This window comes from Pisciglobus halotolerans (genome assembly GCF_900113675.1).
Classification (GTDB): Bacteria; Bacillota; Bacilli; order Lactobacillales; family Carnobacteriaceae; genus Pisciglobus; species Pisciglobus halotolerans.
Genome location: NZ_FOQE01000001.1, coordinates 36,909 through 58,736, shown reverse-complemented (window position 1 = coordinate 58,736; position 21,828 = coordinate 36,909). Strand labels below are relative to the sequence as shown.

18 protein-coding genes are annotated in these 21,828 nt (G+C 38.9%); 15 read left to right on the top strand and 3 right to left on the bottom strand.

Translation table 11 applies throughout. The features are described 5' to 3' along the window. The first annotated feature begins 14 nt into the window (after positions 1-14). From flhB to BM057_RS00215, 5 genes are all read left to right on the top strand, one after another. Entirely contained in the window at positions 15-1,082 is a 1,068-nt protein-coding gene (gene flhB / locus BM057_RS00235; RefSeq protein WP_092090708.1) for a flagellar biosynthesis protein FlhB, read from the top strand. 28 nt (positions 1,083-1,110) lie between these two features. After that, positions 1,111-3,201, top strand: coding sequence for a flagellar biosynthesis protein FlhA (gene flhA, locus BM057_RS00230; RefSeq protein ID WP_092090707.1), 2,091 nt, complete (start codon positions 1,111-1,113; stop codon positions 3,199-3,201). A 47-nt stretch (positions 3,202-3,248) separates the two neighbouring features. Continuing rightward, a complete protein-coding gene (locus BM057_RS00225) occupies positions 3,249-3,965 on the top strand; it encodes a sigma-70 family RNA polymerase sigma factor (RefSeq protein WP_092090706.1) in 717 nt (238 codons plus the stop codon). Further along, positions 3,958-4,701, top strand: coding sequence for a flagellar hook-basal body protein (locus BM057_RS00220; RefSeq protein ID WP_047392956.1), 744 nt, complete (start codon positions 3,958-3,960; stop codon positions 4,699-4,701). The genes BM057_RS00225 and BM057_RS00220 overlap by 8 nt, the downstream gene beginning before the upstream one ends. A 72-nt stretch (positions 4,702-4,773) precedes the next feature. After that, positions 4,774-5,547: a flagellar hook-basal body protein gene (locus BM057_RS00215; RefSeq protein ID WP_092090705.1), complete on the top strand. Its 774-nt coding sequence runs from the start codon at positions 4,774-4,776 to the stop codon at positions 5,545-5,547. Positions 5,548-5,619: 72 nt separating this feature from the next. On the opposite strand, the gene BM057_RS00210 is transcribed toward BM057_RS00215, so the two are convergent. Continuing rightward, complete coding sequence (locus tag BM057_RS00210) at positions 5,620-6,246, bottom strand: 50S ribosomal protein L25 (protein WP_092090704.1); 627 nt, start codon at positions 6,244-6,246, stop codon at positions 5,620-5,622. Between the two features lie 389 nt (positions 6,247-6,635). Between BM057_RS00210 and BM057_RS00205 the strand changes: the two genes are divergently transcribed. Together BM057_RS00205 and BM057_RS00200 are read left to right on the top strand one after the other, a co-directional pair. Then, on the top strand, positions 6,636-8,288 hold the full coding sequence (locus BM057_RS00205; RefSeq protein WP_092090703.1) for a peptide ABC transporter substrate-binding protein: 1,653 nt from the start codon (positions 6,636-6,638) through the stop codon (positions 8,286-8,288). Positions 8,289-8,623: 335 nt separating this feature from the next. Continuing rightward, positions 8,624-10,315, top strand: a complete 1,692-nt coding sequence (locus tag BM057_RS00200) for a peptide ABC transporter substrate-binding protein (protein ID WP_092090702.1) — start codon at positions 8,624-8,626, stop codon at positions 10,313-10,315. An 83-nt stretch (positions 10,316-10,398) separates the two neighbouring features. Here the strand turns inward: BM057_RS00200 and BM057_RS00195 are convergent, their stop codons facing one another. Continuing rightward, the gene (locus BM057_RS00195) at positions 10,399-10,764 is read right to left on the bottom strand and encodes a DUF3899 domain-containing protein (RefSeq protein WP_092090701.1); all 366 of its coding nucleotides are present in this window, start codon (positions 10,762-10,764) and stop codon (positions 10,399-10,401) included. A 285-nt stretch (positions 10,765-11,049) separates the two neighbouring features. On the opposite strand from BM057_RS00195, the gene opp3b reads away from it, so the two are divergent. The 6 genes from opp3b to BM057_RS00165 all read left to right on the top strand — a co-directional run bounded on the left by opp3b (position 11,050) and on the right by BM057_RS00165 (position 17,588). After that, the gene (gene opp3b / locus BM057_RS00190) at positions 11,050-11,994 is read left to right on the top strand and encodes an oligopeptide ABC transporter permease (RefSeq protein WP_047392971.1); all 945 of its coding nucleotides are present in this window, start codon (positions 11,050-11,052) and stop codon (positions 11,992-11,994) included. A 2-nt stretch (positions 11,995-11,996) separates the two neighbouring features. Continuing rightward, a complete protein-coding gene (opp3C, locus tag BM057_RS00185) occupies positions 11,997-13,043 on the top strand; it encodes an oligopeptide ABC transporter permease (protein WP_092090700.1) in 1,047 nt (348 codons plus the stop codon). Between the two features lie 16 nt (positions 13,044-13,059). Continuing rightward, positions 13,060-14,124 (top strand): ABC transporter ATP-binding protein, encoded by a 1,065-nt coding sequence (locus tag BM057_RS00180; protein ID WP_047392977.1) that lies wholly within the window; start codon positions 13,060-13,062, stop codon positions 14,122-14,124. Next, positions 14,124-15,068 (top strand): ABC transporter ATP-binding protein, encoded by a 945-nt coding sequence (locus BM057_RS00175; protein WP_047392980.1) that lies wholly within the window; start codon positions 14,124-14,126, stop codon positions 15,066-15,068. The genes BM057_RS00180 and BM057_RS00175 overlap by 1 nt, the downstream gene beginning before the upstream one ends. A gap of 574 nt (positions 15,069-15,642) precedes the next feature. Next, a complete protein-coding gene (locus BM057_RS00170) occupies positions 15,643-16,533 on the top strand; it encodes a 3D domain-containing protein (RefSeq protein WP_092090699.1) in 891 nt (296 codons plus the stop codon). A gap of 245 nt (positions 16,534-16,778) precedes the next feature. Next, positions 16,779-17,588: a Cof-type HAD-IIB family hydrolase gene (locus BM057_RS00165; protein ID WP_092090698.1), complete on the top strand. Its 810-nt coding sequence runs from the start codon at positions 16,779-16,781 to the stop codon at positions 17,586-17,588. Positions 17,589-17,636: 48 nt separating this feature from the next. Here the strand turns inward: BM057_RS00165 and BM057_RS00160 are convergent, their stop codons facing one another. Next, positions 17,637-17,927, bottom strand: a complete 291-nt coding sequence (locus tag BM057_RS00160; protein WP_143074454.1) for a hypothetical protein — start codon at positions 17,925-17,927, stop codon at positions 17,637-17,639. A gap of 255 nt (positions 17,928-18,182) precedes the next feature. On the opposite strand from BM057_RS00160, the gene BM057_RS00155 reads away from it, so the two are divergent. Further along, entirely contained in the window at positions 18,183-21,023 is a 2,841-nt protein-coding gene (locus BM057_RS00155) for a sigma-54-dependent transcriptional regulator (RefSeq protein ID WP_092090696.1), read from the top strand. Between the two features lie 249 nt (positions 21,024-21,272). Continuing rightward, the gene (locus tag BM057_RS00150; RefSeq protein WP_047390338.1) at positions 21,273-21,764 is read left to right on the top strand and encodes a mannose/fructose/sorbose PTS transporter subunit IIB; all 492 of its coding nucleotides are present in this window, start codon (positions 21,273-21,275) and stop codon (positions 21,762-21,764) included. Positions 21,765-21,828 lie beyond the last annotated feature (64 nt).

The following is a 21,828-nucleotide window of genomic DNA, read 5'->3' as shown; positions in this document are numbered from 1 at the left end:
AGAGGTGAACAAGAATGAGCGAAAGAGACGGAAAAACAGAAAAAGCGACGCCTAAAAAGTTACAAGATGCGCGAAAAAAAGGGCAAGTTGCGAAAAGTTCAGACCTTACTTCTGCCGTTTCTTTTATCGTTTTTGTTTTGTTTGGAACTTTTTTTGGAAAATATGTGTTGGAAAAAAGCTTTTTATTTTTACGCAAAACCTTATCGGATGGCTTAAGTGTTTCAGGCTTTGAAAACAACTTGAACAACTTAGGTCTGCAGATGATTTTATTCTTTTTTATCTTGGTAGGTCCTTTTCTGGCAATCGGTTTTTTTGCCTCGCTCATTGGAGCAGGAGTGCAAACAAGATTTTTATTTAGCGCCAAAGCAATCAAGATGGATTTTAAAAAAATAAATCCAGTGTCTGGCTTTAAGAATTTATTCAGCAAGAAAGTCTGGGTCATGTTGGCGAAAAATATTGCCAAGCTGACGTTAGTATTTTACTTAGCTTTTTCAACTGTTAGTGATGCTGCAGGTACATTAGTAAACACGAGTGATATGGGACCAGAAAAGCTCTTTTTTGTTTTAACGGAAGTCGTGAAAAAACTGAGTGTAACTTTAGCTATCATCCTACTTGTACTTGGAGTGGGAGATTATCTTTATGAAGTGTATGAGTACCGTAAAAACCTGCGGATGACTAAACAAGAAATCAAAGATGAATTTAAAGAAAATGAAGGTGATCCGCAGATCAAAGGGCAGCGCAAGCAACAGCACCGAGCCATGTTGATTGGAATGCTGAAACAAGTAGAAACGGCTACTGTTGTCGTAACAAATCCTACGCATCTGGCGATTGCTATCCGATATGAGCGAGGAAAAGATGAAGTGCCGATCGTTGTTGCTAAAGGTGCGGATTACATAGCAGAAAAAATCAGAGAAAAAGCACGTGCTTTTGAGGTGCCAATCATCGAAAACAAACCGACAGCGCGAGCATTATATCCCGTCATTCAAATCGGCCAACCGATCCCATACGATCTGTACCAATCGATTGCAGAGATCTTGGCCTTGGTTTATCAAATGGAAGAAATGAAGAAACAAAAAATTTAAGAAAAGCAGAACAAAAGGAGAATGAAACATGCTAGCAGCAGTAAATGATAAACTCAAAGGATTATCTAAACAGATGGATATTGCCATTGCTTTATTAGTGGTCATGATTTTAGGCATGATCATTGTTCCTTTGCCATCTCCGCTACTCGATTTTATGTTGGTTATCAATATTTCTTTATCGCTTATCATTTTGCTGTTAACCTTATTCACAAAAAGTGTTTTAGAGTTTTCGACATTCCCGACTGTTCTGTTGATCACGACAATGTTTCGCTTAGCCTTAAACATTTCTTCAACGCGCTTGATTTTGACACAAGGCGCTGCTGGTCAGGTCATTGATACGTTTGCTAATTTTGTTGCCGGCAGTAATTTCGTTGTCGGCCTCGTTGTATTCATTATCATCATCATTGTTCAAATGGTTGTTGTAACCAGCGGGTCAGGACGAGTTTCAGAAGTCTCTGCTCGTTTCACCTTAGATGCAATGCCGGGGAAACAGATGGCGATCGATGCTGATTTAAATGCCGGCTTGATCACACAAGAAGAAGCTAAACATAGAAGGAAAGATCTGGAACGTGAGGCGCAGTTCTTCGGTGCGATGGATGGAGCCAGCAAGTTTGTCAAAGGAGATGCGATTGCAGGCATTATCATTACCATTATCAACTTGATCGGCGGTATTTTGATTTATGTGACACAGCAAGGGATGGGTATGATGGAAGCCATGAATCACTTCGGCAAGTTGACGATCGGAGACGGATTGGTCAGCCAAGTACCCTCATTGTTGATTTCTGTCGGCTCTGGTATTTTAGTGACCCGTTCAGGCAGCCCAAAGGCGTTTGGGACAGCCTTGGGAGAAGAATTGTTTGGTATTCCTAAAGTCTTGATGATGGTAGCAGGTGTATTACTTGTCTTTGCACTCATTCCAGGTTTTCCAGTCATTCCATTCTTATTATTCGGTGTTCTAGCGGGAACAGCCGGCTATTTGTTGAATGAAAATGAAAAAACGCAAGTTGCAGCTGAAAAAGAACAAGCAATAAAAGAAAAAGCGGCACAGCGTACACAAAGCGAAAAAGTGCAAGAAGAGTCGGCATCTGCTTTCCAAGTTGATCCACTTGCGATCGAGATCGGTTACGGATTGATCCCACTAGCAGATGACAGCCAAGACTTGAATTTGACAGGGCAAATCCCTACTATTCGCAGGCAGTGTGCTCAAGAAATGGGGATTTTGCTGAGCCCGATTCGTATCCGCGATAATTTACAACTAGATCCACATGAGTATGCGATCAAGATCAAAGGGAATGAAGTCGCTATCGGTGTTTTGTATTTGGACAAGTTAATGATCATTGATCCTGGAGAAACGCAATTTGATTTCGATGGTATTCCAGCAAAAGAACCGTCATTTGGCTTAGATGCGATGTGGATCGATGAAAACGATCGTGAAGCAGCAGATTTGAAAGGTTATACCGTAGTAGATCCATTAACCGTTTTAGTGACCCATTTGAAAGAAGTGATCCGCCAAAACAGCGCCGATTTATTAGGCAGACAAGAGGTTAAGTTACTGCTGGAAGGTATCAAAGATAAGTATAGTGTGGTAATTGATGAATTGATCCCAGATATCATGCGTTTGGGAGAAGTGCAAAAAGTACTGCAAAATTTGTTAAAGGAAAATATTCCAATCAATGACTTGGTCACCATTTTAGAAACACTGGCAGACTATGGAAACTTGACGAAAGATAGCGAGACATTGACTGAATATGTACGTCAAGCTTTGAAACGAACGATCGTTAATCCCTATCAAGACCAAAATGGAACGTTACATGTTTTAACTATTCATCCAGACACAGAAGAACTGATCAGTCAAAGCATCCAAAAATCTTCGGCTGGATCTATCCCGGTTTTACAATCAGCTGAAATCACAAAGATCTTTGATAGTTTAGCGCAAGTTCATCAACAGCTAGACAGTATGGGCATTCCTCATGTGCTGCTGTCGTCGCCAAAAGTCCGTCCAGCTATTAAGAACCTGATTTCTTTTAATTTCCCTGATATCGCAGTGCTCTCTTTGAATGAAGTGCCCAATGATGTGAGCATTGAAACAGAAGGGATGATCGAAGGGAGTAGAAACTGACATGTTTTTATTGAATGAAAAGTTTAAGCGAAAAGGAGATAGCTGATATGTACAGCGAAACAGTCGAAGAAACTGAAATTTTGAAATATCTTCCATTGGTAGAAAAAGTCGTCAGCCAGCTGAACATCAAGCGAGCGGATTATGACCGTGAAGACTTGATCAATATCGGCGTGATTGGTTTGATGGATGCTTTAAAAAAGTATGATCGATCAAAAAAAGTTCCTTTTGAAGGGTATGCGTACATCCGTATAAAAGGGACGATCATCGATGAAGTTCGCAAAACATCTAAAGTCTCTCGTTCGAAGATGGCTAAGTTGAACGACTTCTATAAGGCAAAAGAAGAACTTGAAAAAACGCTGATGCGTACTCCTTCAGAAGGAGAGATTTGTGAAAAGCTTGATATTAATGATAAACAACTGGGAAAAATTCATGAAACGATCCATCAATTGGCTTCTCTTTCTTTAGAACATGTCTTATTCAAAGAAGAAAATACAGAAATTAAGCTGATTGATAAAATAGAAGACACAAATATTCAACAGACTGATACTGCCTTATTAGGCAAAGAGCAAGTAGAGTTGTTAACAGAAGCCATCAAGACACTGGATAAAAGAGAGCAGATGATTTTGAACTTTTATTATGTAGATGAAATGCCACTCAAAGAAATTGCCTATATCCTGGAATTGTCTATCCCGCGTATTTCTCAAATTCACGGAAAAATTATTTTAAAGCTGAAACAATATTTTAAGGAGGTCTACCATGATTAGAGGTTTGGACACTGTGCAACGTAATATTGATATCATTCAAAAAAAGCAAGAAAACTTAAGCACTGATGCGGCTAATATCCAAACACCCGGATACAAATTTCAGCAGCTGATTCAAAGTACCTTAGAAGAAAAAGACTTGGTCAATCATATAGGCGGTCCAAAGCTTAACCAAAAAAATCAAATTGGACCGTTCACATTTGGCAATCAAATCGATGAAGTTTATCGAGATTTTACGCCTGGAGTAATTGAAACGACTCACTCAGAGACAGACCTAGCGATTACTGGAGATGCTTTCTTTACAGTACGAACACCTACAGGAGAAACCTTATATACGCGCAACGGACATTTTACCGTTAACCAGCAACACCAATTGGTTACCCAAGAAGGTTATCCAGTTTTGGCTGTGAACGGCGATCCTATCCAGGTTTATGCAGATCATTTTTCGATCAATAATGATGGCACCGTCAGTGGTACAGGCCAACGATTAAGGCTAACATCATTTGCAGAACCAGCAAACCTGACAAGTGTAGGAGACACATCATTTACAGGAACAGGCGGATTTGAAGCAAACAACAGCACGATCACACAGTATACATTAGAACAGTCCAATGTAGAAATGGCAGACGTCATGGTCGACATGATCCAAATCGCACGCGAATTCGAATCCAACCAAAAAGTCTTACATACAATCGACGAAACCCTCCAAAAAGCAACAAATGAAATCGGAAAAACCTAGGATACGGAGAAAGCCTGTTAGAGATACAACAAAAACAGGAAGGATACTAAATAGAGGAAGAGGAGGAAAGAGATGAGTATTTCTTTACAGAATAGCAGAAGCGGTATCAAGGCCTTTCAACAGTCTTTAGATGCACTTGCAAATGATATGGCAAATGCGAATACAACAGGGTATAAGGCTAAAAATGTAGGTTTTAGAGAATTGCTAAATCATAAAATAACAGAAGATAAGTTACTTGTATCTGATCAAGCCGCCAATAAAGCAATCAGTGTAGGGGTAAAAAGCGGCGTGACAGGAACAGATTTTTCGCAAGGAAGTTTGGTTGCTGGAGAAGGCGAATTAGATTTGGCGATTGGTGGAGAAGGATTTTTTCAAGTAACAGATCAGACAGGCCGCTCTTTTCTAACAAGAGATGGCGCTTTTCAAGTCAATCCCGATCATTCTATTACTGATGATCGTCATTATACCCTTGTTATGGATCATTATCTGCCCACTGCACAATGGCCAGAAGGAAAAGTGATCGTTCAAGAAGATGGCAATGTATTGGTCGAGTCAAGCGGACAGCAGCTGATGGTCGGCAAAATCCCTATTTTTTATCCTGAAAATAAAGCTGCTCTTACCCCGAATGGCGATAACCTTTATCAAACACCAAACGGAACACTTTCGCGCAAGCCATTAGAGGGATTAGCAAGTACGATTCAACAAGGTTTTCTAGAAAACGCAAATGTTGATTTGGCTAAAACAATGACCGATATGATCGTTACGCAACGCGCTTATTCATTGAATCTGAAAGTTGCTCAAAGTACTGATGAACTGATGTCAATGACGAATGCATTTAACCAATAGAAAAATGGATCTCACAGCTGCAGGAGTATGCTTGCTGTGAGATCCATTGTTTTTTTAGGAATGTTAATCATTCTAGAGATTTGTTTCAGCTCCAGGTTGCTCATCGCCTACTAAGCCTGGTTCACCTTCTGAAGCATCTGTCGGTTCAGTTGGTTCTTCAGCAGCTGGAGGCAGTACTTGAGCGATCAGCGTATCAGGTTCGTCTATAATCGTAACACCTTCTGCTGATTTCAAGTCGGAAACGTTCAATGCATCGCCAATTTCTAATTCACCAACGTCTAGAGTAAATTCAGTTGGAACATTAGATGGTGTTGCTTCGATCGTAACTTCGTATACAGGTTGATCTAAGATCCCTCTTTTTACTTCTTCTGTATTTTCTAAAATAATCGGTACTTCAACAGTGATTTTTTGTCCAGCTTGGATCGTTTGTAAGCTGACATGCAGCAGGTGATCTCGTAAAGACTCTTTTTGGACTTCTTTAATGAAGACTTGCTGTGTTTTGCCATCTGGTGTTTCAATGTCAAAGATAGCTTGTCTACCTAAAGTTCGAATCACTTCTTCAATTTCTCTTTCATTTAATAAGACAGGAACCGTCTCTCTTCCTTTGCCGTAGATAACTCCAGGAATTTTTTCTTCACGGCGATAACGTGCAGATGCTCCTGTACCAAGATCTTCTCTTTTCATTACAGTCACTTTCATAGTTGTATCCCCTTTCAATTAACTACTACTCCTTCATCATACCTTAAACCTTAAAAAAATGAAAGGATAACACTTTTCATGCTTTTTCTTAAATAAGTACAGGAGGAGAGAGTGGGGAAAAAATAAGGAAAGTGAAAGGTAAAAGATGAATTTAATCCATCAAAACAAAACAGCTTAAAAAACAGATCAATAAATAATGGATTTTGTTCAAATGATATTAAATATAAATTAAAAAAAAATGTGTAAAAATAACTTAAAAATGTGAATGCAATGGGATTCGTTTGTTTTTAAAAAAAGAAGATGATAATATATGGTAGGTAAACGCCATTACCGTCACGCAGCATTAAATAAAAAGCTTTAATAAAGTTTGGATTCTAAGGAGGAGCAACATGAAAAAAAGTAAATTAGCTGGATTGTTAGGAACGATTGGAATTTCTGCTATTGCTTTAGCAGCTTGTGGAGGCGGAGATTCATCTCAACCTTCATCAGGAGATGGGAAACAAGTTTTAAATTTGATCGAATCAGCTGAAATTCCATCAATGGATACAGTTTTGGCAACAGATTCTGCTAGTTTTAATGTGATGAATAACGTAAACGAAGGTTTGTACCGTCAAGGACCCGATAACAAATTAGTATTGGGAATGGCAGCTGAAGAACCAGAAGTCAGCGAAGATAACTTAACCTATACTTTTAAAATCAGAGAAGATGCTAATTGGTCAAATGGTGATCCTGTAACAGCTAATGACTTTGTTTTTGCATGGAAACGTTTAGCAGATCCAACATCAGCTTCTGAATATGCTTATATGATCGATGGCGTAGTGAAAAATGCAGGAGCGATTTTAAAAGGTGATATGGAACCGGACGAACTAGGTGCGAAAGCCCTAGATGACAAAACTTTAGAAGTACAATTAGAAACACCTGTTCCTTACTTTAAGGACTTGCTTGTATTGTCAATGTTCTTACCGCAAAATGAAGATTTTGTAAATGAAATGGGCAATAAATATGCTTCTAACAGTGACTCTCTTCTTTATAATGGACCATTTACGATGACGAATTGGGATGGAACTGGCTTAAGTTGGTCATTAGAAAAGAATGATACTTATTGGGATGCAGACACAGTACAATTAGATGAAATCAATGTGGATGTGATTAAAGAAACTTCTACTGCATTGAACTTGTATGAATCTGGCGATATCGATCGCATGAAGTTGACAGGTGAATATGTACAAACACAACAAGGCAATCCTGATTTGAAAGATGAAGCTACTTCAACCGTTGCTTTCTTTAAACTTAACCAAGAACGTAATGGCGAAGACACACCATTAGCAAATCCAAATATTCGTAAAGCCATCTCTATGTCTTTTGACAAACAAGGCTTTGTAGATACGATTTTGCAAAACGGATCGATGCCAGCTAATGGCATTGTACCAGAAGGTTTAGCAAGTGATCCCGATTCAAATAATGACTTCCGTGAACAAAATGGCGACTTGTTATCTTATAATGCAGATCAAGCGAAAGATTATTGGGAAAAAGGTTTGGAAGAATTAGGCGTTGACTCTGTTACGCTTGAATTGCTTGGTGATGATACTGAAAATGCTAAGAGAACAGGTGAATACATGCAAGCTCAAATGCAATCTAAGTTACCTGGCCTAAGCATCAAATTGAGAAACGTACCATTCAAAGCACGTCTAGATTCAAACTCTAAAGGCGACTATGATATCCAATTGGCACTTTGGGGCGCAGATTATGCTGACCCAATGAACTTCTTAGAATTGTTTGAAACAGGCAACAGCAACAACTCAGAAGCATATTCAAATCCAGAATATGATAAATTGATCGAAAGTGCTAGAAACAACGCCTCTAACTTGCCGCAACGTTGGGAAGATATGCGTGAAGCAGAAAAAATCTTAATGGAAGATGCTCCAATTGCACCTGTTTACCAACGTGTGTTTGCAATTTTGGAAAAACCATATGTAAAAGACTTTACATCTCACCTAGTAGGGGCAGAAGATTCATACAAATGGGCTTCTGTACAAAAATAGGTTTAAAAAAAACAGCTACCTCAACAGTTTGTTGATGGTGGCTGTTTTTTTGTTTGTAAAAAGTGCATCTATCATTTTTTGCGAAGAAAAGTATCTAAAAAAAGTGATGCCAAAAAGATGGGTACCAAAAAAGAAGAAAATGCTCTTTACATTCCAGTGCCTAAAACAGACTGAAAGTTTCAGAAAAATTCACTACATGGGTAAAAAATGAGAAAATGTTAAAATAAAAACCATTTTACAGTTGTTTTTATGATAAATAGATGATAATATATGGCTAGTAAATTAATTTTTGCTGAAAATCCAATTTGGATTACTCACAAAAAGGGGGAAACATCATGAAAAAGAATAAGTTATTAAGTTTACTAGGAATTGCTACGATGGCTTCAGTCGCCTTAACTGCATGTGGAGGTGGAAGCACATCAGAAGGTACATCATCTTCTGGCTCAAGCAAAGGGGATGCTGCAAAGCCAGATGGAGAACAAGTACTTAATTTGATCGAATCAGCTGAAATTCCATCAATGGATACAGTTTTAGCAACGGATGCAGCCAGCTTTAACGTGATCAATAACGTTAATGAAGGTCTTTATCGTCAAGGACCTGATGGAGAATTGGTCTTAGGAATGGCTGCTGAAGAACCTGAAGTCAGCGAAGATGGTTTGACTTATACCTTTAAAATCAGAGAAGATGCTAAGTGGTCAAATGGTGATCCAGTAACAGCAAATGACTTTGTTTTTGCTTGGAAACGTTTGGCAGATCCAAAAACAGCTTCTGAGTATTCTTATATGATTGAAGATGTTGTAAAGAATGCTGCAGGTATTCTAGCTGGAGAAAAGGAACCCGATGAATTGGGCGCTAAAGCTGTTGATGATAAAACGTTAGAAGTTCAGCTAGAAACACAAGTTCCTTATTTTAAAGATTTGCTGACACTTGCAATGTTCCTTCCTCAAAATGAAAACTACTTCAATGAAAAGGGAGATAAATACGCTTCAAACAGTGATTCTCTTCTATATAATGGTCCATTTGTCATGACTGACTGGGATGGAACTGGCTTAAGCTGGTCCATGGAAAAAAATGAAGATTATTGGGATGCTGATACAGTTAAACTGGATAAAATCAATGTGGACGTAGTAAAAGAAACATCAACAGCATTGAATTTATATGAAACTGGCGAAATCGACCGGATGACACTGTCTGGTGAATATGTACAGACTCAACAAGATAATCCTGACTTGACTAACCAAGAAACATCTTCTGTTTTCTACTTCAAGTTCAACCAAGAACGTAATGGAGAAAAAACAGCTTTAGCAAACGAAAATATCCGTAAAGCATTGGCAATGGCTTTTGATAAGAAAGCTTTTGCAGACACGATCCTACAAAATGGCTCATTGCCGATCGATGGCTTGGTTCCTGAAGGGTTGGCTAAAGGACCTGAATCAAGTAAAGATTTCCGTGAAGAAAATGGAGCGCTGTTAGCTTACGATGCCGACCAAGCTAAAAAATATTGGGAAAAAGGTTTGGAAGAATTAGGTGAAGATTCTCTAACGCTTGAACTGCTTGGAGATGATACTGAAAATGCTAAAAGAACGGGTGAATTCATGCAGGCACAATTGCAAGAAAACTTACCAGGTCTGAAAATCTCTCTGAAAAACGTTCCGTTTAAAGTTCGTTTAGATGCTAACTCTAAACAAGACTATGACATCCAATTAGCAGGATGGGGTGCTGACTATGCTGACCCAATCAACTTCTTGGAACTATTTGAAACAAATAACGGAAACAACCAGTCTGGCTACTCTAATGAAGAGTACGACAAACTGATCGAAAGCGCACAATCAAACGTTAGTGACTTGGAAGCACGCTGGAAAGATATGCAAGAAGCTGAAAAAGTCTTGATGGATACAGCGGGTGTTGCACCAGTATACCAACGTGTTTACGCAGTACTAGAAAAACCATATGTTAAAGACTTGGCTACTCACTTAGTCGGAGCAGACTATTCTTATAAATGGGCTTATGTTGAAGGAAAAGAATAATTTCCTTTAAATAGGTAGAAAAATAAAAGAAACAGAAACGGCTGGATATGTTTCTGTTTCTTTTTTTCTTAATGTAGAGATATTCAATGTTCGAATAAATAGAAACCCATTAAAGCTAATAGACAGATCACCATTAATCCCGTTCCTACAGTAATGAAAAAGCGGTGGACTGTCCCTACTGATTGAGACAAAGGTCGGATAGGATAGTCTTCTTCATTCTGTTTTTTCATTCGCTGGCCGGCTTTTCGCATACTGTAATGAAAGAAGTCGAATGAACCAGAATAGATCGCTAAACTGAATAAACCGATGATCAAAAAAAATCCAGCTGGAAAAAAGAAAAGATTGGTTGTGTTTAAAAAAGTGATGTCGCGTTCCATGATCCATTCGAGGATAAAAAGAAGGATGGTCAGGACGATCCATGTATTTAAAGGGGTAAACTTTTTTTTCATCTCATGCTCTCCTCATTTAATGATTCTATTGAATAGAGTACAGGAAAACAAAAAAGAGTACAATAAAAAATAGAAGAAGAAAGCAGCAGAAGAGAGTAGGACAACTAATGTTTAGTGAGTAAAAAAAAAGAAATGATGAAATTTTGTCATTTTTCTTTAATATTTTATTTATTTTAGAAAAGAAATACAAAAAAAAATTGCAAATTAACCTTCAAGAAGCTATTCTATATAGTATAGTCTTTTTTGTGTGAAAATTAAAATAATTCAGTGGAGGTGTTTTAATCGATGAAAAGTTATGGAAAATATCTAGCTAAGCGACTATTTTACATGTTGTTGACATTATTTTTAATTGCATCGATTACGTTCTTTCTCATGAAGCTCTTACCTGGAACACCCTATACAAACCAGGATAAGCTTTCAGAAGAACAAATATATATTATGAACGAACAATACGGATTAAATGATCCAGTTCCTGTTCAATACTTAAGATATATGGGTGGTTTGGTCACTGGTGACTTAGGAACGTCTTTCCAATTTGACAATACGCCCGTTACTCAACTTTTGTCTACTCGTGTTGGACCATCGTTGCAGCTAGGTGCGCAAGCCGTTCTTATCGGAACGATCCTTGGTATTGTGCTTGGTGTAATTGCTGCGATGAAGCAAAATACATGGGTTGATACAGCCGCTACATTTACAGCTATTATTGGACGCTCGATTCCGAACTTTGTTATTGCCGTGTTACTCCAATTAGTATTTGGTGTTTATCTGAAATGGTTCCCGATTGCTCTTTGGGACGGTGGGTTTAGATCTTCTATTCTTCCGACCATCGCTTTAGCCATCAGTCCTCTAGCCGATTCTGCACGTTTTATCCGTACAGAGATGGTTGACGTTTTAAGCAGTGACTATATCGAATTGGCTCGTGCCAAAGGACTTAGCCGCTGGGCAGTTGCCTTTAAACATGGTGTACGGAATGCATTGATTCCACTTGTAACTATTTTAGGACCAATGGCGGTCGCATTGATGACTGGTTCAATGGTTGTTGAAAACATTTTTGCTATCCCAGGAATTGGAGAGCAGTTTGTAAAATCGATTACGACAAATGACTACCCAACGATTATGGGTGTCACTATTTTATACTCCGCAATGTTAGTATTTATTATCTTAGTTGTAGACATTCTTTATGGTGTTATCGATCCGCGTATTCGTGTTTCAAATGAAAGGGGAGAGTAAACATGAGTAACGAAAATCATTCAGTTGCAGATGAAACAATCAAAATCTCTCCTGATATGTTTGAACGGGCGACGGGTGCACAAAAGGAAGATAGCGAAAAAATCGCGGCCCCTTCGTTGAGTTTTTTACAAGATTCATGGAGACGTTTAAAGAAAAACAAAGCAGCAGTTCTTAGTTTGATCGTGTTGATTTTAATGATGTTGGCATCTGTTGCTGCACCAATCCTTGCACCAAGAGATCCAAATGCACAGGTGATCCAACACGCTAACTTACCGCCTAAGATCCCAGGAGTCGATATCAATGGACTTAATGGAACTTCAGTTGCTGGCACCACTCGTGTGGATAAATATGAACAGCAAAATGTTCCAGATGATGTTTACTACTTTTTAGGAACAGATAGTCTAGGACGCGACTTATTGTCTCGTATTTTATATGGAACACGAGTATCCCTATTGATCGCTTTTGTAGCAGCCTTATTTGACTTAACCATTGGGGTAACCTATGGACTTGTTTCTGGTTGGTACGGCGGACGTGTGGATAACGTGATGCAGCGGATCTTAGAAATCATTTCCGGTGTACCGAACCTCGTTGTCGTCATTTTGATGCTATTGGTATTAAATCCAGGTATCACTTCAATCATTATTGCCTTAGCGATTACTGGATGGATTTCAATGGCGCGTGTTGTTCGTGCCCAAACATTGAAACTAAAAAATCAAGAATATATTCTAGCTGCTCGTGCATTAGGAGAATCGCCTGTTCAAATCGCATTAAAACATTTGATTCCTAACTTATCTGGGGTCATCATTATTCAAACGATGTTCTCTATTCCATCTGCTATTTTCTTCGAAGCCTTCTTAAGCTTTATCGGAATCGGTATCCCGGCTCCTACAGCTTCATTAGGTACATTGATCAACGATGGATATAAGACTTTCCGTTTCTTGCCACACTTGATGTGGTATCCAGCAGGCGTTATCTGTGTCTTGATGATTGCCTTTAACTTGCTGGCTGACGGACTTCGCGACGCATTTGATCCGAAAATGAAAGATTAGCGAGAGGTGACTATGAATGAGTAATATTTTAGAAGTAAAAGATTTAAACATCACATTCGACACTTTCGCTGGTAAAGTACAAGCCATTCGTGGTGTCAATTTTGATTTGAAAAAAGGAGAAACATTGGCGATCGTTGGAGAATCCGGTTCAGGAAAATCTGTTACGACCAGAAGTATTATGCGCCTGCTTTCTCAAAATGCAAATATTGAAAAAGGCGAGATCCTATTCAATGGACAAGACCTTGTTAAAAAATCTGAAAAAGACATGCAAGGCATTCGCGGAAAAGAAATTGCGATGATTTTCCAAGATCCAATGACTTCTCTTAATCCGACAACAACAATCGGGAAACAGGTAGCTGAACCTTTGCGTATTCATCAAAATATGAACAAAGAAGAAGCACATGCTAGAGCGTTGAAATTGTTAGAATTGGTAGGATTGCCAAACGCTAAAAATCGAATGAAACAATATCCGCACCAATTTTCAGGTGGACAGCGCCAACGGATCGTTATCGCGATCGCTTTGGCATGCAGCCCTGAGATCTTGATCGCCGACGAACCGACGACTGCATTAGACGTAACGATTCAAGCACAAATTTTAGAATTGATGAAACAATTACAAAGTAAAATCGATACGTCTATCATCTTTATCACGCATGACCTAGGTGTCGTTGCTAACGTAGCCGACCGCGTTGCTGTTATGTATGCTGGTAAAATCGTTGAAGTGGGAACAGTAGATGAAATCTTCTACAACCCGCAACATCCTTATACATGGGGATTGTTGGCTTCTATGCCGACATTAGAGACAGAAGGATCGCTTTATGCGATTCCAGGAACACCTCCTGATTTGCTAGATCCGCCTAAAGGAGATGCATTTGCACCACGTAATGCATATGCTATGAAAATCGATACAGAATACGAGCCGCCAATGTTCAAAATTTCAGATACGCATTATGCTGCAACTTGGTTGTTACATGAAGATGCGCCTGCTGTCGAGCCTCCTGCAGAAATCAAAGCTCGTCAAGAACTGTTCAAAAAGAGATATGCTGAAGGCCATCCTGTAGCTGAAGGGGGAACAGTATAATGGCAGACAATAGAGAAAAAATCTTAGAAGTCAAACACTTAAAACAATACTTTAATGCTGGCACTAAAAATGAAGTTCGCGCTGTCGATGATGTTTCCTTTGACATTTATAAAGGAGAAACATTCGGGTTAGTAGGAGAATCTGGTTCTGGTAAATCTACTACAGGACGTTCCATTATTCGTTTGTATGATCCAACAGATGGCGAAATCGACTTTGAAGGAACAAAAGTACACAATATTTCTGGAAAGAAAGATATGTTGCAATTTAGACGGGACATGCAAATGATCTTCCAAGATCCATATGCTTCCTTGAATCCTAAGATGAAGATCCGAGACATCATTGCAGAAGGAATCGACATTCATGGTTTGGCTTCATCACAAGCTGAACGGAATAAACGTGTCAATGAACTGCTAGAATTGGTTGGACTAAATCCTGACCACGCTACTCGTTATCCACATGAGTTTTCAGGTGGTCAACGTCAGCGGATCGGTATTGCACGTGCTTTGGCAGTTAAACCGAAATTTATTGTAGCCGATGAACCAATCTCTGCATTAGATGTATCCATTCAAGCGCAGGTCGTGAACTTGCTGATGGAATTGCAAAAATCGCAAGGACTGACATTCTTATTCATTGCCCATGACCTCTCTATGGTAAAATATATCAGTGACCGGATCGGGGTTATGAATGCAGGCAAGCTGCTAGAATTGGCTCCTGCTGAAGATGTTTACAATAGACCATTGCATTCTTACACGGAAAGCTTGCTGTCTGCTGTTCCGCTGCCAGACCCTGAATATGAACGTAGTCGTCGCCGTACACAGTACGTACCAAGACAAGCTAACGGCGAAGAAGAAAAAATGCGTGAAATCGTTCCTGGACACTTTGTTTATTGCCGTGAGTCAGAAGTAGAAGCATTGAAACAAAAAGAAGCAGCCTATCATAAATAGAGTGCACGACGTCCAATAAGATAAGCATTTAAGATAAAAAGATTTACTTCAAAAGAAGTTGGAAACTTATTCCAGCTTCTTTTTTTTCATTTTCTAACGTGGGTAAAGACATTTCCTCCGGCTGATGGGACTCCTGTTGGAAAGCCAAGGGAATTTAAGGAGTCTATCGTTTTTATCCTGCTCATTTCCCATTCTGCTCCTAACGTAAAAGATGAAAGTAAAAGAAGAGAAAAGCGGGAATCACTACATAAGCCTTTACTCAGTAGAGATGAAGGTAAGAAAAAGTGGTTTATGACGTGTGTGACAATTATGACGGAAGCATGTAAGATTTTACAATTTCCATGACACTGTATTCCTTTTGTAAAATACCTTCCCGAATAATACAGAACGAATAAAGAAACATAACAAAGCTGTTGTTTCTCCCATTTTAGTCAAAAATCGTGTTAGGATATCTCAAGTGGCAAAGATAGTCTCCAGTTAAAACAAACTGCATGCGTCATTCGGCGAATCAGCAAACTGGAAATTTCCGGCTCATCTTTGCAAATGCGATATGCATTAAAGAAAGGGAGAAAACATGAGAAACATAAAGACTAAAATCATCACTGCAGGTACGACGTTCGCTTTAGCCGGTTTGTTCTCAGTCGCTAACCCAACAGATACTTTTGCGGCCGAGTATGATTCAAGCAATTGGTCAGCTCGTTCAACTTCAGAGATCAAATCAGATATTGAAAACAACAGTGACGGTTCTAAGTACACATTCCAATGGGGAGATACATTGTCAGCTATTGCATCAGCAACAGATCTTTCAGTAAATAAGTTGACAGAGATCAATAACATCAACAATGCGAATGTGATTTATGCAGGCAATTCTATTTACCTGTCAGGGGATAACCATATCGTTACCGTTGACAACAATAAAGAAGTGAAGAGCTATGATGTTAGTGACGAAAAAGTAAAAGAAGTTGAAACGCCTAAAGAAACACAAGAAAAAATCCAATCAAAAGAATCTAAACAATCTAAGAGCAAAGATAAAGCTGAAGCAGCCGAATCTGAAGTAAAAGAAACAAAGAATACAGAAGAAAAGAAAACAGAAACGAAGAAACAAGAAACGAAAGCTGAAGCAAAAGATTCAAGTAAAGAAAAAACTGCTAACGAATCAGCATCAAGCGAGGAAAAATCTGGCAACTGGGTTACTGTTGAAGCTACAGCTTACTCAACAAACGAACCTGGCTTAAGTGACACAACTGCGACTGGGATCAACTTGAATGAAAATCCTCGCGTCATTGCTGTCGACCCAAGTGTGATTCCATTAGGTTCTAAAGTTTATGTTCCTGGATATGGCACATACATTGCTGGAGATACAGGCGGTGCGATCAAAGGAAAACGTATCGACATTCATATGACTAGCATAGACGATTGTTATGCATTCGGCAGACGTACAATGGATATTCAAATCTTAGATTAATCTTATGAACCATCATAAGATGCACTGAGAAATTGATTTAAAATAGAAATTGACTGTATTAAAGCAGTAAAATAGCAACATGAAAGAGCAGGAAGCTGATTCCTGTTCTTTTTGTTAACAGAAAAAAGTTATAGTCCTGTTCGTCGTTAGTCGCTAAACGTTAAAAAGTCTGAATATTTTCACTTCTGCTCTTATTTGAGTTATGTTAGGATAGAAAGAGAAAAAAAGTAAGGAGTATTTAACACATGTCAATAAAAATGATTGCAGTTGATATGGATGGCACCTTTTTGGACGATCAGATGATGTATAATGAAGAACGGTTTAGAGAGTTATTTCAGGTCATGGAAAAAAAGAAAATCCATTTTACTGTAGCAAGTGGGAATCAGTATGCACAATTAAAATCATTTTTCCCGAAAATAGCAAGCAAGATCAATTTTGTTGCAGAAAATGGCGCATACGTCGTCAAAGAAGGTGAAACACTTTTTGTGGAAAGCATTGACAAAGAAAGCGTAGCAGAAATGCTTGAGACGCTAAAAGTCTTACCGCAAATCAGCGTGATCGTATGTGGAAAGAAAAGTGCCTACATTTTAAACGAAGTAGATGAAGCGTTTGTGCAAGTCATTAAAAAGTATTATCATCAATTGACACAAGTCAGCAGCTTTGACGAAGTAGAAGATACGATTTTGAAATTTGCCTTAAGTTGCCCAGACTTGGAAACCGATGTATTACTAGAAAAATTGGAAAAAGAATTACCAAAAGAAATCGTACCTGTTTCTAGTGGACATGGCAGCATCGACTTGATCCATAAAGGTACGCACAAAGCCAGAGGTATTCAATTGCTGGCTGATCAATTGGGAATCGAAGCAAACCAAATCATGGCTTTCGGTGATGGATACAACGATTTAGAAATGCTGCAGCATGTTAAGTACGGTTTTGCTATGGCGAATGCGCCGTTAGAGATCCGCGAAACCGTTCCTTTAGTCGCTTCTTCAAATAATGAAGAAGGTGTGCTGGAAGTGATCGAATCTTACTTTGAAAGCGACGGAATAGAATAAGCAAGCTTATTGTTGCGCTATAAGAATCGTAACTTCGATCAGAAGCGCTCAAAGGTAAGGCCTAAAATAAATAAGTGTACTGCCGACAGCACCGCCCACAATAAAGGCGAGCAGCATTTGGATCAGGAGGAACCACTCGAACGGTTCTTTCTGATTTCTTTTTTGTGCATTTTCAGATGCCGTTTGGTCTCTGTGCGAAAAGAAAAAGTAACCTAAACCCACTATGATACCGACAAATGACAATATTTGTTGTGTAGCGATCGGCCTTAAAATGCCAAGTGCTATCCCGAAAAAGAAAGCCAGCGTTTGTAAACTCCAACGAAACCAATTATTTTTCATCATCTATCCTCTCCAACTTGTCTTCATTAAAAGAATCGCTTTATGTTTAGCATAGCATAAGAGAGAAAAGGCAACTAATGATGGAATCGATAAGCTGAAGAGGATTGACAACTGTGAACAAAGAAAGTAAGATTAAGGCTTAAAAAATAAGATTAAATAAGAATATGATTGAAAAAAATGGTAAACTTAAGGTAAGCAAACGGTTTAGATAACGTGTAAAAAAATGGTAGAAGTTTTTAGAGAGGAGCAGCAACATTGACCAAGCGAATTGATCGGATTTATGCCTATGTTATAGAAAAAACAAGTCGTTTAACAGAGGAGGCTGTGCAGTGGGGTGAAGGTGTGACCACACGTGAAGTGGCAGAAGAACTAGATATCCAACGAAGCAATAGCAGTAAAGACCTCAATTTACTGGTCAAAGAAGGGAAACTGGCCAAAATCGATGGTCGTCCTGTTAAATATGTCGATATTAAAATATTTCGCCATGAGCCTTTATCGAAGTATGTCCCTAGCTATAAAGAAGAACCGCGAAAAAGACCGGTACCGATAGTCAAAACCTTGCCATCAGGACCTGTGATCACTGGAGAAGATCTATTTTCAAGGATCATAGGGGCGGCCGGAAGCATGAAGAATGCCGTTGAGCAAGCTAAGGCGGCGATCCTATATCCGCCAAGAGGGCTGAATTGTCTCATTACTGGACCGACCGGCTCAGGGAAAACCTATTTCGCGCATGCGATGTTTCAATTTGCCAAATACCATCAAGTTGTCTTACCTGACAAAGAATTGATCGTCTTTAATTGCGCTGACTATGCCAATAATCCTGAGCTGTTGATGAGTCATCTATTTGGCTATATCAAGGGAGCCTTTACGGGAGCTGACAGCGATAAGAGCGGCATCATAGATCAAGCAGATGGGGGGATGCTTTTCTTAGATGAGATCCATCGCTTACCACCAGAAGGTCAAGAAATGATTTTTTATTTTATGGATCATGGCACTTATAGTCGCTTAGGGGAGACCGTAAAAAATCATCAGGCGAATGTGAGGATCATAGGTGCAACGACAGAGGATCCAAATTCAAGTTTATTGGATACTTTTGTACGAAGAATCCCGATTAATATCCAGTTGCCGCCTTTTTCTTTGCGACCTGCATCGGAAAAGATTGATTTGGTCAAGGTGATGGTTGCGCATGAAGCCAATCAAATCCAAAGAAGGATATCATTGACTGAAGATGTAGTGAAAGCGTTGATCGGCAGTGTAACTTATGGGAACATCGGCCAATTAAAATCAAACATCCAATTGGTTTGTGCACGCGGCTTTTTGAATCATATGCAACAGGATGAAATTATGATCACTGTAAATGATTTAACAGAAGGCATTCGTTCTGGACTGATTCAACTGGTCAGCGATCGCGATGGACTGGCAGAACTTTCCAAAATATTGCAGCCGAAAATGACAGTGTCGCCCAATGAATCTGTTTTGGATATCCAATCAGATTCGTATGAATTGCCTTATAACCTTTACGATATTATTGGGGATAAAGCAGCGATGTTAAAAGCAGATGGATTAGACCAAGAAGCGATCAACCACTTTATCACTACAGATATCAATATCCACTTAAAATCATTTTATAAAGATCATGGATTTTCTTTTACTGCTGAAAACAAATTGGCTGAGTTTGTGGATCAAAAAATCATTGATGTCACCAATCAAATTTATGAAATGGTCAGGAAAGAAACGCAAGAAGACTTTCAGCAAAATTTTGTGTATGCAATGAGCTTGCATGTTAGTTCATTCTTAAAGAAAATCTACATTGGAGAAGAGCGGCACACGAATGACAATATTCGCGAGATGGCAGCTGATTTTCCAAAAGAACTACATGTCGCTCAAAAGATTCGACAGTTTATCGAAACACAATTCCAAGTTGAGATTCCAGAAAGTGAAGATGACTACCTGACTGTATTATTGGTTTCATTAAAAGCGAGTCATTCAACAGGTAAAATCGGCGTGGTCGTTGCAGCTCATGGAAATAGTACGGCCAGCAGCATGGTTCAAGTAGTCAAACAGCTATTGGACGTTGATAAAATCGCATCTGTTGACATGCCGCTTGATATGCATCCTAGAACAGCACAAGAACGGATTGAACGTGCTGTGAAAGAAATGGACGAAGGAAACGGTGTTCTTTTATTAGTGGATATGGGTTCTCTAGCAACTTTTAATGAACAAATCGAGAAAAATACAGGTATTCCTGTGAGAACGGTGGAAATGGTTACGACACCTGTGGTTTTAGAAACGGTTCGTAAAGCTTCTGTTCTAGGAACTGACTTGGACAACCTTTATGAGTCGTTGAAGAAGTTTAGAGGTTATGCAGAAGTTGCCCAACATTCAAGTGAAGCCTCTAGTAGGGAACAGCAAGCTATTCTTGCTATCTGTGCATCTGGAGAAGGAACTGCTCAGCGTATTAAGGAGATCATTGAACAAGCATTGTCTAAAAGACATGATCAGACTCTTACAGTGATCACTTTATCGGTTGCAGATCTAAAGGGGAAACTGAAAGAAGTCCAAAAAGAATTTACAGTGATTGCCGCAACAGGAATCGTTGATCCGAAAATTCATGTACCTTTTATTCCGCTTGAAAAGTTTATTGATCAAGATGTAGATCAACTGCTTGATCAATTGCATTTAGAAAACGATCTAAATGACATAGAGGATGTTAAACTAGATGAAGTTCAAGCGAAGAAAATCTGTATAGATTATATAGAGGATAGTTTTACTTTTATCAATGCTCAAAAACTGATCCATCCATTATGGAGATTTTCAGAAGCATTGGTTGAAGAGCTGTCAATTTCAACAAATCATTATACTTTCCAGATCAACTTAGTTATGCATATGGCAGGAATGATTGAACGTCTCCTTCTAGGAGAACCGCTGACAGTCGAAGAAACAGCTATTCAGCAACTGAAACAAGATCCTATCTACCCACCCTTATTAAAAAGATTAGACCATCTTCAAAATCAACTAAAATTAACAACTCCTCTCTCTGAACAATTTTACATCCTCCAATTGATTCGCAACCAATTAGAGAAAGTAATACAGTAAAGCAATACAATACACAAAAAGATACACTATTTTTTGAGTGTATCTTTTTGTGTATCGCTAAAAAGCCTACAACCACCAGTAGTGTATTGGTGTTATTTTGGCATGTTTCTTGCTTATTAGTATTGAGGGGTACTCAAGGAGGTGTAGAGGAAAATATTCAGAAACTTTTTTGTCTGTGAAGTTTTATGAAGCAGATGGAAAAATTCTGAACGTCAGCAGTTGTGATGCAAGGAGGTCTCCAAAGTGGGAATGGATATTCGTTTAGCTCGGATCGATGATCGTTTGATTCACGGTCAAGTGGCGACGGCTTGGTCTAAAGAGACGGGAATCAGTCGAATTTTAGTCGTCAGTGATGAAGTCGCGAAAGACCAATTAAGGAAGTTTCTTTTAAAAGAAGCTGCCCCGCCAGGTATTAAATCAAATGTGATCAGTGTTCATCAAATGATCGACATTTATCACTCTGATCTATTAAAAAATGAAAAAGTCATGTTATTGTTTACTAACCCGCAAGAAGTGGAAGCGCTTGTGAATGGAGATGTTTCACTTCGGTCCATCAATATAGGCGGAATGCGGTTTACTGAAGGTAAACATATGGTGACCAATTTTATTTCTTTAGATGAAGAAGACGTTCGAGCATTCGCGTATTTGGCTGATCAAGGAATTGAGATCGAGATTCGCAAGGTTCCCGCTAATCGGAAAGTCTACTTGATGGAGCTGCTGGAAAAAGAAAAGTTTTGTTAGTTGGGTTAAGATAAGGGTCGCTAAACAGCATTTATTGATTATTTATTTTTTTGCGACCACTATC

Bases quoted from the DNA above. Each gene is read 5' to 3' on its own strand.
- flhB (WP_092090708.1), top strand. From the start codon at position 15: ATGAGCGAAAGAGACGGAAAAACAGAAAAAGCGACGCCTAAAAAGTTA.
- flhA (WP_092090707.1), top strand. From the start codon at position 1,111: ATGCTAGCAGCAGTAAATGATAAACTCAAAGGATTATCTAAACAGATG.
- BM057_RS00225 (WP_092090706.1), top strand. From the start codon at position 3,249: ATGTACAGCGAAACAGTCGAAGAAACTGAAATTTTGAAATATCTTCCA.
- BM057_RS00220 (WP_047392956.1), top strand. From the start codon at position 3,958: ATGATTAGAGGTTTGGACACTGTGCAACGTAATATTGATATCATTCAA.
- BM057_RS00215 (WP_092090705.1), top strand. From the start codon at position 4,774: ATGAGTATTTCTTTACAGAATAGCAGAAGCGGTATCAAGGCCTTTCAA.
- BM057_RS00210 (WP_092090704.1), bottom strand. From the start codon at position 6,246: ATGAAAGTGACTGTAATGAAAAGAGAAGATCTTGGTACAGGAGCATCT.
- BM057_RS00205 (WP_092090703.1), top strand. From the start codon at position 6,636: ATGAAAAAAAGTAAATTAGCTGGATTGTTAGGAACGATTGGAATTTCT.
- BM057_RS00200 (WP_092090702.1), top strand. From the start codon at position 8,624: ATGAAAAAGAATAAGTTATTAAGTTTACTAGGAATTGCTACGATGGCT.
- BM057_RS00195 (WP_092090701.1), bottom strand. From the start codon at position 10,764: ATGAAAAAAAAGTTTACCCCTTTAAATACATGGATCGTCCTGACCATC.
- opp3b (WP_047392971.1), top strand. From the start codon at position 11,050: ATGAAAAGTTATGGAAAATATCTAGCTAAGCGACTATTTTACATGTTG.
- opp3C (WP_092090700.1), top strand. From the start codon at position 11,997: ATGAGTAACGAAAATCATTCAGTTGCAGATGAAACAATCAAAATCTCT.
- BM057_RS00180 (WP_047392977.1), top strand. From the start codon at position 13,060: ATGAGTAATATTTTAGAAGTAAAAGATTTAAACATCACATTCGACACT.
- BM057_RS00175 (WP_047392980.1), top strand. From the start codon at position 14,124: ATGGCAGACAATAGAGAAAAAATCTTAGAAGTCAAACACTTAAAACAA.
- BM057_RS00170 (WP_092090699.1), top strand. From the start codon at position 15,643: ATGAGAAACATAAAGACTAAAATCATCACTGCAGGTACGACGTTCGCT.
- BM057_RS00165 (WP_092090698.1), top strand. From the start codon at position 16,779: ATGTCAATAAAAATGATTGCAGTTGATATGGATGGCACCTTTTTGGAC.
- BM057_RS00160 (WP_143074454.1), bottom strand. From the start codon at position 17,927: ATGAAAAATAATTGGTTTCGTTGGAGTTTACAAACGCTGGCTTTCTTT.
- BM057_RS00150 (WP_047390338.1), top strand. From the start codon at position 21,273: ATGGATATTCGTTTAGCTCGGATCGATGATCGTTTGATTCACGGTCAA.